Annotated in this window: 14 protein-coding genes; 7 read left to right on the top strand and 7 right to left on the bottom strand. The window is 67.8% G+C overall.

What is annotated here, in order from left to right; translation table 11 throughout:
• The first annotated feature begins 14 nt into the window (after positions 1–14).
• On the top strand, positions 15–695 hold the full coding sequence (locus CQY20_RS21350) for an SRPBCC family protein (protein WP_097942085.1): 681 nt from the start codon (positions 15–17) through the stop codon (positions 693–695).
• On the top strand, positions 692–1,888 hold the full coding sequence (locus CQY20_RS21345; RefSeq protein WP_097942084.1) for a vWA domain-containing protein: 1,197 nt from the start codon (positions 692–694) through the stop codon (positions 1,886–1,888). Before CQY20_RS21350 ends, CQY20_RS21345 begins: the two co-directional genes overlap by 4 nt.
• Here the strand turns inward: CQY20_RS21345 and CQY20_RS21340 are convergent.
• The gene (locus CQY20_RS21340; protein WP_097942083.1) at positions 1,885–2,568 is read right to left on the bottom strand and encodes a DedA family protein; all 684 of its coding nucleotides are present in this window, start codon (positions 2,566–2,568) and stop codon (positions 1,885–1,887) included. The two genes, CQY20_RS21345 and CQY20_RS21340, sit on opposite strands and share 4 nt — an antisense overlap.
• Before the next feature lie 123 nt (positions 2,569–2,691).
• Between CQY20_RS21340 and fbaA the strand changes: the two genes are divergently transcribed.
• A complete protein-coding gene (gene fbaA / locus CQY20_RS21335) occupies positions 2,692–3,729 on the top strand; it encodes a class II fructose-bisphosphate aldolase (RefSeq protein ID WP_097942082.1) in 1,038 nt (345 codons plus the stop codon).
• A gap of 11 nt (positions 3,730–3,740) precedes the next feature.
• Here fbaA and CQY20_RS21330 read toward each other — a convergent pair whose 3' ends face one another.
• Entirely contained in the window at positions 3,741–4,610 is an 870-nt protein-coding gene (locus CQY20_RS21330) for an Rv0361 family membrane protein (protein WP_371871029.1), read from the bottom strand.
• Between the two features lie 122 nt (positions 4,611–4,732).
• On the opposite strand from CQY20_RS21330, the gene CQY20_RS21325 reads away from it, so the two are divergent.
• The gene (locus CQY20_RS21325) at positions 4,733–5,149 is read left to right on the top strand and encodes a DUF3151 domain-containing protein (protein ID WP_097942081.1); all 417 of its coding nucleotides are present in this window, start codon (positions 4,733–4,735) and stop codon (positions 5,147–5,149) included.
• Here the strand turns inward: CQY20_RS21325 and CQY20_RS21320 are convergent.
• From CQY20_RS21320 to CQY20_RS21305, 4 genes are read right to left on the bottom strand one after another with little or no spacing between them, the layout of a single operon-like run.
• Positions 5,146–6,036 (bottom strand): cation diffusion facilitator family transporter, encoded by an 891-nt coding sequence (locus tag CQY20_RS21320; RefSeq protein ID WP_097942080.1) that lies wholly within the window; start codon positions 6,034–6,036, stop codon positions 5,146–5,148. The two genes, CQY20_RS21325 and CQY20_RS21320, sit on opposite strands and share 4 nt — an antisense overlap.
• 55 nt (positions 6,037–6,091) lie before the next feature.
• Positions 6,092–6,871 carry a site-2 protease family protein gene (locus CQY20_RS21315; RefSeq protein ID WP_097942079.1) on the bottom strand — a complete coding sequence of 260 codons (780 nt, stop codon included), beginning with the start codon at positions 6,869–6,871 and terminating at the stop codon, positions 6,092–6,094.
• A gap of 15 nt (positions 6,872–6,886) precedes the next feature.
• Positions 6,887–7,696: an SDR family NAD(P)-dependent oxidoreductase gene (locus tag CQY20_RS21310; RefSeq protein ID WP_097942078.1), complete on the bottom strand. Its 810-nt coding sequence runs from the start codon at positions 7,694–7,696 to the stop codon at positions 6,887–6,889.
• A gap of 5 nt (positions 7,697–7,701) precedes the next feature.
• Positions 7,702–8,301 (bottom strand): peptidase M50, encoded by a 600-nt coding sequence (locus CQY20_RS21305; RefSeq protein ID WP_097942077.1) that lies wholly within the window; start codon positions 8,299–8,301, stop codon positions 7,702–7,704.
• A gap of 69 nt (positions 8,302–8,370) precedes the next feature.
• Here CQY20_RS21305 and CQY20_RS21300 point away from each other — a divergent pair, with 69 nt between their 5' ends.
• From CQY20_RS21300 to CQY20_RS21290, 3 genes are all read left to right on the top strand, one after another.
• Positions 8,371–9,666 (top strand): adenylosuccinate synthase, encoded by a 1,296-nt coding sequence (locus CQY20_RS21300; protein ID WP_097942076.1) that lies wholly within the window; start codon positions 8,371–8,373, stop codon positions 9,664–9,666.
• Positions 9,667–9,744: 78 nt separating this feature from the next.
• Positions 9,745–10,380: a PaaI family thioesterase gene (locus tag CQY20_RS21295; RefSeq protein ID WP_097942075.1), complete on the top strand. Its 636-nt coding sequence runs from the start codon at positions 9,745–9,747 to the stop codon at positions 10,378–10,380.
• A complete protein-coding gene (locus CQY20_RS21290; protein ID WP_234816342.1) occupies positions 10,377–11,033 on the top strand; it encodes a hypothetical protein in 657 nt (218 codons plus the stop codon). The genes CQY20_RS21295 and CQY20_RS21290 overlap by 4 nt, the downstream gene beginning before the upstream one ends.
• Here CQY20_RS21290 and CQY20_RS21285 read toward each other — a convergent pair whose 3' ends face one another.
• Positions 11,034–12,056 (bottom strand): NAD(P)-dependent oxidoreductase, encoded by a 1,023-nt coding sequence (locus tag CQY20_RS21285; protein WP_097942074.1) that lies wholly within the window; start codon positions 12,054–12,056, stop codon positions 11,034–11,036.
• Positions 12,057–12,138: the final 82 nt, after the last annotated feature.

Below are 12,138 nucleotides of genomic sequence, written 5' to 3'. Positions count from 1 at the left end.
AAGGCACCAGCTTCATGAAGATCGCCAACGAGTTCACCGTCAGCGTGCCGATCGAGGACGCCTGGAACGTTCTCACCGACCTCGAGCAGGTCATCCCGTTGATGCCGGGGGCGCAGATGACCGGCCGCGACGGCGACGACGTGCTGGGAAAGGTGAAGGTCAAGGTCGGCCCGGTGACAAGTGAGTTCAGCGGCAGGGTGCATTTCGTCGAGCAGGACCACGAGAACTATCGCGCGGTCATCGACGGCAAGGGCAAGGAGGCCCGCGGCACGGGCAACGCCGCGGCCACCGTCGTCGCGCAGCTACACGACGCCGGCGACCACACCCGCGTCACCGTCGACACCGACCTGAAGGTGGTCGGCAAGCTGGCCCAGTTCGGTAGCAGCATGCTGCAACAGGTTTCGGAGAAACTGCTCGGCCAGTTCGTCGAGTCGCTCGAGGCGAAGCTCGCGGCAGACACCGCCGCGCCGACGGCGGCGGCAGCCACCGACGGGCAGGCGGCTGCCGGGGAGGCCTCCGCGGCCGCCGCGACGGGAGCATCGCCCACCGCCGCTGCCCAGCCGCGCGAGGCCGAGGCCATCGACCTCATCGAGCTGGCAGGCGGCGGCGCGTTGAAGAAGTACGCCCCGGCCGTTGTCGCTGCGTTGGTGGTGATAGCGCTGGTGTTGATCCTGGGGCGGCGTTGTAGGCGATGACGACGCCCTATGTGCTGCGTGGTGTCGACGTCTCCGCGTTCGCCGTGGCGTTGGTGGCCAGGCTGCACAGCGGCGGCGTTGCGGTGTCGGCCGACGGCCCTGCCACGCTAGTCGCGGCGATGCGGCACATCGCGCCGCAGTCCCGCACCGCGCTGTACTGGGCGACCCGGCTGACGCTGGTGAACCGGGCCGAGGACCTGCCCGCCTTCGAGGCGGTGTTCGACGCCGTGTTCGCCGATGCGGGCCCCGCCCGCAACATCCAGCCCGAGGACCGTGACCCGCGGCTGCCCGTCGCCCCGGTGCCCGGGGTCGACGGCGGCAACGGCGGCGCTGGAAGCGACGACGAGGGACTGCCGTGGTCCACCCCGCCGACGCCGGTCGGCGCCGCCGAGTCCGCCGCCGACAGCGGTGTCGCGCTGCCCGATGTGCTGCCGAGCCGCATCGTGGCGCGCGCCGACGAGCCGTTCGACCGTTTCGACGAGGACGACCTGCGCCGCATCGGCGGCTGGCTGGAGGGGATGTCGGGGCAGTGGCCGCGCCGGCGAACCATGCGCCGCGAGGTGCATCGCCGCGGCAAGCGCATCGACGTGCGGGAGTCGATGCGGTCGTCCCGCGCGACCGGCTACGAGGTGCTGCGACTGGCGCGCGCCCGCAGGCGCAGCAGGCCACGCAGAATCGTGTTGGTGTGCGACGTCAGCCGCTCGATGCGGCCCTACGCCGGGATCTATCTGCACCTGATGCGGGCGGCAGCGTTGCGCCGCAAGGGGATTCGCCCCGAGGTGTTCGCGTTCTCGACGTCGTTGACCCGTCTGACACCGGCGTTGTCGCACCGGTCGGCGGAGGTTGCGCTGTCACGGGCAAACGACAGGGTCGTCGACCGCTACGGCGGCACGCATGTCGGTCGCAGCGTCGGTGCGCTGCTGGCCGCCCCGCACGGCAGCACGCTGCGCGGCGCGGTGGTGGTCATCGCGTCGGACGGCTGGGACAGCGACCCGCCCGAGGTGCTGGAGCGGGCGCTGGCGCGGGTGCGCCGCCGCGCGCACATGGTGGTCTGGCTCAACCCGCGGGCCGCACAGCCGGGATTCCGGCCGCTGACCGGGTCGATGGCGGCCGCCCTGCCGTACTGCGACCTGTTCCTACCCGCGAATTCGCTCGCGGGTGTGCGCGAGTTGTTCGACGCTCTGAGCGTCTAGGACGGCTGCTCGGCAGCCGCGCCACCGGCGGCCTTGGCCGCGCGCCGCCGCTTGTACCACTCGATGATCATCGGGGCGATGGAGGCGACGACGATCAGCACCAGGATCGGCTCGAGCAGCTTCTGCACGATCTCGAAATTGCCCAGCCAGTAGCCGAGCAGCACCAAACCGACGCCCCAGATGACGGCGCCGACGACGTTGTAGATGGTGAACACCACATAGCGCATCGCGGCCGCGCCCGCGGTGATCGGGGCCAACGTCCGCACGATCGGGACGAACCTGGCCAGCACGATCGCGAACGGGCCGCGCTGCTCGAAGAACGAGTGCGCCTCGTCCAGATACCGCTGCTTGAGGAAGCGCGCGTTCGGCTTGAACATCGACGTGCCGATGAATCGGCCGATCCAATAGCCGACCTGACCGCCCGCGATGGCGGCGATCGGGATGAACACCAGCAGCTGCCACAGCGTGAAGTTGGCGTTGACCGCCTCGCCTTGGGCCGCGGTGCCCGCGGCCAGCATGCCGGCGACGAAAAGCAACGAGTCGCCGGGCAGCACCGGGAACAGCACCCCTGACTCGACGAAGACCACCACCAGCAGGCCGACAAGCGCCCAGACGCCGAAGTACCCGATCAATTTGATCGGGTCCATGAAGTCCGGTATCAGCATCACGGTGTTGGTCATGGCTAACCAACATACCGGCGGCGGCGAAAACCCCAGGCTGAGCAACGAGGGCGTTCGGCACCCGGGTATCGGGCCGCCTTTCTTGAGATACTTCACCGACAGCCGCCAGCGAGAGGAAGCGCCATGCCCATCGCCACGCCCGAGGCCTATGCGGAAATGCTGGCCCGCGCCAAGGAGCACTCGTATGCGTTCCCGGCGATCAACTGCACGTCGTCGGAGACGATCAACGCCGCGCTGAAGGGCTTCGCCGACGCCGGCAGCGACGGCATCATCCAGTTCTCCACCGGAGGCGCGGAGTTCGGATCCGGGCTGGGGATCAAGGACATGGTCACCGGTGCGGTGGCGTTGGCCGAGTTCGCCCACGTCGTCGCCGAGCGCTACCCGGTCACGGTGGCGTTGCACACCGATCACTGCCCCAAGGACAAGCTCGCCAGCTATGTGCGGCCGCTGTTGGCGCTCAGCCAGAAGCGGGTGGCCGACGGCGGCAACCCGCTGATCCAGTCGCACATGTGGGACGGCTCGGCGGTGCCGATCGACGAGAACCTGACCATCGCCAAGGAACTGCTCAAGGAAGCGGCCGCCGCCAAGATCGTCCTGGAGATCGAGATCGGCGTGGTCGGCGGTGAAGAGGACGGGGTGGAAGCCGAGATCAACGAGAAGCTCTACACCACCGCTGAGGATTTCGAGAAGACGATCGAGGCGCTCGGCGCCGGCGAGCACGGCCGCTACCTGTTGGCCGCGACGTTCGGCAACGTGCACGGCGTGTACAAGCCGGGCAACGTCAAGCTGCGCCCCGACGTGCTGGCCCAGGGCCAGAAGGTGGCCGCCGCCAAGCTCGGATTGCCCGACGACGCAAAGCCTTTCGACTTCGTCTTCCACGGCGGCTCCGGGTCGCTGAAGTCGGAGATCGAGGAGTCGCTGCGCTACGGCGTGGTGAAGATGAACGTCGACACCGACACCCAGTACGCCTTCACCCGCCCGATCGCGGGCCACATGTTCACCAACTACGACGGCGTGCTCAAGATCGACGGCGAGGTCGGCAACAAGAAGGCCTACGACCCGCGCAGCTACCTGAAGAAGGCCGAGGCGGGCATGGCCGAGCGCGTGGTCGAGGCGTGCAACGACCTGCACAGCGCGGGCCGCTCGATCAGCGCAGGCTGACCGTCACCGGTTCAGGTGCTCGGCGACTGGCAGACCTTCCACTGATCGTCGCGGAACTGAAGGTCGAAACTGCGCGTCGACCGGATGTGCGGCGCGTACGCCATGAACGTCGTCACATTGGCTTCAGCGTGGTCGCCGTTGATGACGACCTGGTCGATGCTGGCGACGACGGGGTACTGCTTGGCCGCCGCGACCCTGGCGTGCGTCTCGGCCCAGTCGCTGTCGTCGTACTGGACGTAGCTGTCGCGGGTGGCACCGCAGGTGATGCTGCGCAACGTGGCCAGGTCACCGTTCTGCACCGCGACATCGAAGCTCTCGATCGTGGAGCGCACCATTTCCTCTTGCGAGGCGCGCGAATCGGAGTCGCGGGTCAGCAGCAGCGTGCCCAGTATCGCGACGGCGGCCAGCGCGGCGATGACCAGAACCAGCGCCACCACCCAGCCCCAACTGCGTCGGTGGGCGGCCGGCACCGGCGGAGCGTCTCCCCGTGGTGGAATCATTTGCGGCCCAACACCATTGGCTCCGGCGAACTGCTGGGTGGGCGGTGTGAAGACCTCGGTCGCCGGATCGGGCGGCGTCTCGATCCGCCGCGTCGACGAGTCCATCGCCGAGGGTGCGGTGAAGCGCCGCTCGGCGGCCTGCTCCTGCTGCGGCGTCGTCGCCGTCGACTCGGCCGGATCGACAGACATCACTTCGGTCGGGTTGTCCTCGACGACCGGTGCTTGCTCGGTCGGGGCGTTGCTGTCGTCGGGTGTCGAGTCGTCGTGGGCAACGTCGTGGGCTACATCATTCGCCGGGTCGTTCGCCGGGTCGTTCGCCGGGTCGTTCGCCGGTTCCACAGCCGGATCACTCACGTGGTCGGGCCCAGATGGGTTCGACATCCCTACTGCAGTCCTCCCGTGCTGGCCATCAACACCTCGCCGGCTCGGCCGACGATCAACACCTCGCCGGCAACGCCGACGCCATGTTTCGAGCTTATCGACCTCACGGCACAATAGGCCTCATGACGCGGATGGGTGACCTCCTAGGACCGGATCCGATACTTCTGCCTGCCGACGACGCCGCCGAGGCGGAACTCGAGGCCAGCGAAAACCCCGCCATCGTGGCCGCCGCTCACCCGGCGGCGTCGATCGCCTGGGCGGTGCTCGCCGAGAACGCCCTGGCCGAGGACGAGGCCATCACCGCATACGCCTACGCCCGCACCGGCTATCACCGCGGCCTGGACAAGCTGCGCCGCAACGGTTGGAAAGGCTTTGGGCCCGTACCGTATTCGCACAAGCCGAACCAGGGCTTCCTGCGCTGCGTCGCCGCGCTCGCCAAGGCAGCGGAGTCGATCGGCGAGTCCGACGAATACGCTCGTTGTCTGGATCTGCTCGACGACTGCGATCCCACCGCGCGCGCCGAACTCGGTCTGGCCTAGGTCGCCTCGCAGTTGCAGTCGCTGGCCGCGCTCGGCGGCTCGACCTGGACGGTGGCGTGCTCGAGCCCGCGCGCGGTGAGCACCGCCCGCGCGTCGTCGAGCACCCGCGCCGAATCGGCCGATGACGTCAGGTGCGCGGTGACCATGTCTTTGCCCGGCACCAGCGTCCACACGTGCAGATCGTGCACTTCGGTGACGCCCTTGACCGCGCACAGCGCCGAACGCAGTTCCTCGACGTCGATGTGGGTCGGCGAGGATTCGGACAGGATCCGCAGCGCCGCCCTGGCCAGCGAGATCGCCCGCGGCAACACCCAAAGCGCGACAAAGACGGCCACCACCACGTCGGCGTAGGGCCATCCTGTGGTGACGGTGACGATGCCCGCGATCAGCACACCGATGCTGCTCACGGTGTCGGCGAGCACCTCCATGTAGGCGCCCTTGACCGCGAGGCTCTTGTCCGACGACGACCGCAGCAGCATGACCACGACGACGTTGGCCACCAGGCCCGCCAGCGCGACGAGGATCATCGGCACGCCGGGGATGCGGGGTGCGTCGCTCAGCCGCTCGAACGCCTCGTAGAGGATGAATGCGGCGACGAACAGCAGCAGCACCGCGTTGGCCACCGCGGTGAACACCTCGGCCCGGTGCCAGCCGTAGGTCCGCGACGGCGATGCGCTGCCGCGGCGGGCCACCAGCACCGCGGTCAGGCCCATGAACAGCGCGACCAGGTCGGTGAGCATGTGGCCGGCGTCGGCCAGCAGCGCGATCGAGTTGATCACCAGCGCGGTGGTCAGTTCCAGGATGAAGAAGCCGGTCAGGATCGCCGCGGCCAGAATCATCCGGCTGACACGGGCATCAGAACCGCCGTGACTGTGACCCGCGCCCATGGGCTCCAATGTATGCGCAAAGTCGCATATGTCGCAAGCGGTTGGGCGCGAACTTCTATAGCCAGGCCGACCAGAACCGGGTCAGGTTCAGCCCGCTGGCGACAAGCGCCCTCGGCACCCCGGAGGCGTCGAAGAACCAGGTCACGACCGCGAAGAAGTACTGATTGAGCGGCGTCGCGAGCAGCAGAAGCAACAAAATCAGAAACGCCCAGCCCTTTGCGGGCTCCAGGGCACGCCGGGTGTCCGGGCTCAGATGCGGCTCCACCGCGCCGTAGCCGTCCAGGCCGGGGATCGGCAGCAGGTTCAGCACCGAAGCGGTGACCTGTAGGAAGCCCATGAAGGCCACGGCGGACCAGAACACGCTGTGCTGGGGGTCGTAGTAGATCCGCGTCAGGATCAGCAACACGACGGCGGTGAGGACGTTCGTCATCGGTCCGGCCAGGCTGACGAGGCTCTTCTGCCATTTCGTCATGAACGCCGTCCGCACCCATACCGCGCCGCCGGGCAGCCCGATGCCGCCGATCAGGATCACCAGCACCGGGAAGACGATCGACAGCACGGGATGGGCGTACTTGAACGGGTTGAGCGTCAGGTAGCCGCGCATCACCACGCCGTGGTCGCCGTACCGCCACCCGCTGAAGGCGTGGGCGAACTCGTGCAGGCTCAGCGACACCACCCAGCCGGCGATGATGAAGACGAACACCCCGACGTAGGCGAGCGGCTCGACGCTGTCGGCGGCCTGCCAGGCCAGCACTCCGCCCGCGGCGGTGATCGTGACGATCAGCAGGAAGATCGGGCTGGGCCGCACCGATCCCCGCACGTCTGGAACGCTCACCTCACGAAGCTACCGTCAGCGCGGCCAGTCGCATTCGGTCAGCTCGACCGACAGCTGCCACAGCCTGGCCGCGGTCTGCGTGTCGCGGCACTTCTTCAACGGCCGGGTCACCCGCGGCTTGCCGAACTGCTTGAACATCGGCGCCACGTAGGTGCCGGGCGGCAGGTCCTCGGTCGCGCCGATGATGCTCGACCGGGCCGCGGTCGCCGCGCTCTGCGGGAAGTTCTTCAACCAGCTCTGATGCGAGGACCAGCCGAGGAAGCCGCCGCTGTAGCGGACGATGTTGGTGTCGGCGCCGCCGGGATCGACGACGATCGCGCGGACCCCCTTGCGGGCCAGTTCGCAGGTGAACAGCATCAGCGCGAGCTTGGACTGCCCGTATGCCGCCCACTTCGAATACGGGCGGGTGCGCCAGTTCAGGTCGTCTAAGTGCATGCGGGCGAACATGTGGTTCATGCTCGTGACGGAGACGACCCTGTCCTTGATGCGGTCGCCGAGCAAACAGGTCAGCGCGAAGTGGCCGAGGTAGTTGGTGCCTATGTGGCCCTCGAACCCGTCGGCGGTGCGGGTCAGCGGTAGACCCAGCACGCCCGCGTTGTTCAGCAGCACGTCGACGCTGTCGACCGCGTCTGCGAACTTGCGCACGCTGGTCAGATCCGCCAGATCCAGCTGCGCGATCTCGACGTCGCCCGCCATCTCCGCGGCCACGCGCTCCGACTTGGCGACGTCACGCGCCGCGATGAGCACGCTGTGACCCACCGCCGCGAGCGCCGCCGCCGTTTCTTTGCCAACTCCGCTGTTGCCGCCGGTAACGATGATTCGCACGGCCGCTATTTCACCATCAGCCAGCCCTGCGTGTGGCGGTAGAAGGTAGAACGGGGAACAATTCTCGGTCCGGCGACGCCGTCGCGCACCACTACGGCCCCGGTGGTGCCGAGTTGAGCGGCCCGTCCGGGCACCCAGCCGCGCCGTCCCCGCCCGATGACGCTGGCCCGCAGCCCAGGCATGTCGTAGGTCGGCTCGATCCGCACGCCGACGACCTCCCCGTAGAACAGCTGGGTGTCGTCGACGACGGCCTCGCCGACCAGCGCAGCGCCGTTCTCGCCACGCCATTCGGCCGCGCGTACGAGGGCCTGGCCGGTGTCGTCGCGGATCAGCGGCACCCGCCGCGCGCTGCCGCGTCGGGCCCGGCGGGCAGTGCGCCAGTTGGTGGCGTGGCCGACCTCGATGTCGAGCCGGTCGGCGCGCAGCAGCCGGGTCAGCACCGCGGCCAGGTCGGCGTCGCCGCCCACCACGATGAGGCGCTTGCAGGCGTCGAGCGCGGCGTCGATGTCGTCGGGCCCGGCGACGGCCCGGGTGGGCAAACCGGCCAGCGGCCGTGGCGGGCGTCGGCCTCCGAAAAGCAACACCCCGGCGTCGGTGGTGATCAAATCGGCTCCTTGCGGACGGCTGGGATAGGGTGGCTCACCGGCTGGAACACAATAAGCGGGAGAAACGCCATGCCGGCAATCGTGCTCATCGGCGCCCAGTGGGGCGACGAGGGCAAGGGTAAGGCCACCGATCTACTCGGCGGCCGGGTGCAGTGGGTCGTGCGGTACCAGGGCGGCAACAACGCCGGCCACACCGTCGTCCTTCCGACTGGCGAGAACTTCGCGCTGCATCTCATTCCGTCGGGCATTCTCACCCCTGGCGTCACGAACGTGATCGGCAACGGGGTGGTGGTCGATCCGGGCGTGCTGCTCGACGAGCTGAAGGGCCTCGGGGAACGGGGCGTGGACACCGAACGATTGTTGATCTCCGCCGACGCGCATCTGCTGATGCCGTATCACGTGGCGATCGACAAGGTCGTCGAGCGCTACGCGGGCAGCAAGAGGATCGGCACCACCGGACGCGGCATCGGCCCCTGCTATCAGGACAAGATCGCCCGCATCGGCATCCGGATGGCCGATGTGCTCGACGAGGAGCTGCTGGCCCAGAAGATCGAGGCCGCACTGGAATTCAAGAATCAGGTGCTGGTCAAGATCTACAACCGCAAGGCGCTCTCGCCGACCGAGGTGTACGACAATCTGCTGACCCAGGCCGAGGGTTTCAAGCACCGCATCGCCGACGCCAGGCGGCTGCTCAACGTCGCGCTCGACAACGGCGAGACCGTGCTGCTCGAGGGCTCGCAGGGCACCCTGCTCGACGTCGACCACGGCACGTATCCCTTTGTCACGTCGTCGAATCCGACCGCGGGCGGTGCGGCCGTCGGCTCGGGCATCGGCCCGACGCGCATCACCACGGTGCTGGGCATCCTGAAGGCCTACACGACGCGTGTCGGGTCCGGTCCGTTCCCCACCGAGTTGTTCGACGAGAACGGCGAGTATTTGTCCAAGACCGGCGGCGAGTTCGGCGTGACGACGGGCCGGCGCCGCCGCTGCGGATGGTTCGACGCGGTGATCGCGCGCTACGCCACCCGCGTCAACGGCATCACCGACTACTTCCTGACCAAGCTCGACGTGCTGTCCAGCCTGGAGACGGTGCCGATCTGCGTCGGCTACACCGTGCACGGCAAGCGCACCGACGACATGCCGATGACCCAGAGCGACATCGCCAATGCCGAACCGATCTACGAGGAGATGCCCGGTTGGTGGGAGGACATCTCGGGCGCCCGTGAATTCGACGACCTGCCCGCCAAGGCACGCGACTACGTGCTTCGGGTGGAAGAGCTTGCCGGCGCCCATATCTCGTGCATCGGTGTCGGTCCCGGCCGAGATCAGACGATCGTGCGCCGCGACATCCTGGCGGCTCGATGATATGACTTCCCGAAGACGACCGCGAGTGAGGATCGCAGCGAGGAACGAGCGACGACCGGAGCGAGCGGGAGTCGAGCAATGACTGAAGACCCGCATCTGCTCGACCCGGACTACGACAAGCACGGCGGTTTCCCCAATTTCCAACCCGCGCAACCGGGTCCGGGCTTCGGGCGGTTCCTCGCGGCGATGCGGCGCGCACAGGATCTCGCGGTGTCGGCTGACCCCGACAGCGAGACGTGGGAGCAGGCCGCCGATCTCGCAGAACAGCTGGTGAAGCTGCTGGACCCGTTCGAGGCGCCCGAGGGTGTCGGTCCGGCCAACCGGGTGCCGGACCTGCCTGGCTCGGGCAGCCTGTTGATGCCGCCGTACAAGGTCACGAAGTTCGACGCCGAGGCCGTGGAGTTGACGGTCCAGTTCAGCCGCTACCACGTGGGCGGCAACTACGCGGTGCACGGCGGCGTGCTGCCGCTGATGTTCGACTCGACGTTCGGCATGGTGATCCACGCCTCCGGCCGGCCGATCAGCCGCACCGCTTTCCTGCATGTCGACTACCGCAAGGTGACGCCGATCAACACACCGCTGACGGTGCGCGGCTGGCTGAACAGGGCCGAGGGCCGCAAGGCGTTCGTCAACGCCGAACTGCGCGATCCCGACGGAAATCTGCTGGCCGAGGCCAACGGGTTGATGATCAGGCTGCTGCCCGGACAGCCGTGACCGCGAAGGCCCCGCACCGGCTGTCGACGCCACGGGCGGCGGCGCTGGCGGGGGTGTTGTTTGCCCTGCTGTTCGGCACGGTGCTGGTGCTGGTGCGGCTGGCGCTGCCGGAGGGTGCGGAGCCCGGTTCGCAGTGGCTCATCGCGGGCGACACCAACCTGCGGGTCGCCGCGATCCTGATGCCGTTCGCAGGCATCGCGTTTCTGTGGTTCATCGGAGTGGTGCGCGACGGTTTCGGCGCCTACGAGGACAAGTTCTTCTCCACCGTGTTCATCGGCAGCGGATTGCTCTATCTGGCCATGATGTTCGTCGCAGTCGGGGTCGGTGCCGGGCTGGAAGCGACCAACAGCCTCATCGTCGACCCCGATGCGCACGCCGAAGTGGCGACGTTCGGGCAGATGTTCCTGCTGTCGGTGTCGAAGACGTACGCACTGCGGATGGGCGCGGTGTTCATGATTTCGCTGGCGACGATCTGGCTGCGCACCGGCCTGATGCCGCGCTGGCTCAGCGTGACGACGTACGTTCTGGCCCTTGGCCTTATCCTGGCCAGCGACATCACCATGTGGTTGACGCTGGCCTTCCCGGCCTGGGTCCTGGTGGTCAGCGTGCTGCTGTTGGCCCGTGCGGGCCTTGTGGCGCGTGAACCGCGGTAGTCAGTACTGCGCGTCGAGATCGACCAAGTGTGGGGGTTGCTTCCCGGCCAGCATGGCGGCGAGGTTCTGCAACCCCAGGTCGAGCATCGCATCGCGCGCGAAGAACACATTCGATGCCTGGTCGCCGGACACCACGACGTTCGGGAGAAGGTGCACTCCGAGCCGCGACGGCGATCCGAAGTGTTGGTCGGGCGGCATCGCGTCGGCGTAATCCCACCAGACGTCGGACGCGAAACCGGCGATGCGATTGTTCACCAGCGCGTCGCGAATCGCTTTCTCGTTGACGATGTCACCGCGCGCGATGTTCACAAGGTAGGCATGCGGTTTCATGGCGGCGATCGCGTCGTGGTCGATCATGTCGCGGGTCCGGTTGGTGGACGGAGTGGCGACGACGATCACGTCCCCCAGTGCCAACGCGTCGTGCAGCCGCTCCTGGCCGTACACCGCATCGGTGTTCTCCGCGGGCAGATCAGGGTTCTTGCGGACGGCTATCACGTTCATACCGAATGCTTTCGCCACCGCAGCGATGCGACGGCCGATACCGCCGACGCCGAGCAGTACCATGGTGCGCCCGTACAGCACCGAGCCGACGCCGTCGTCATGCCAGTACGGCACGTAGCGACCGGCGACGTGCTGCTCGTGCTTCCACACCGTCTTCTTGATGCAGGCGAGGATCAACGACCAGGCGTGTTCGGCGATCGCCGGCTGGTGTGCCTCAGGCACATTCGTGAGCTGGATGCCTCTGGCCTTGAAATCGTCGAAGGGAAGGCGGTCGCAGCCGGAGTGCAGCCACGACACGTATTTCAGATTCGGCGCCGCCGAAACCACCTCGGGCGGCAGCGTCCACGTGATCACGGCGTCGGCGTCGGCCATCGCGGCGAGATAGGGTTCGCGCTCGGCGCCGTAGGGGAACACGATGTCGTCGCGACAGGGCAGACCGACGACGTCGACGTCACTGCCGAGGGCGCGGCGCACAGTGTCGAGTTCCGCAGCGGTCGCGTGCCACCCGGCGACTACGCGCATCGGATCCTTACCTTTCTTGAAGGGTGTTTGGGGTCGTCGGCCTTAGGCTTCGAATCACCCAGGGATGTCGGGTATGGCTTTC

Origin of the sequence: Mycolicibacterium agri, assembly GCF_002553505.1 — a bacterium.
Lineage (GTDB): Bacteria > Actinomycetota > Actinomycetes > Mycobacteriales > Mycobacteriaceae > Mycobacterium > Mycobacterium agri.
Note: the sequence above shows the minus strand (reverse complement) of the source record. Positions and strands in the feature narration are given on the sequence as shown.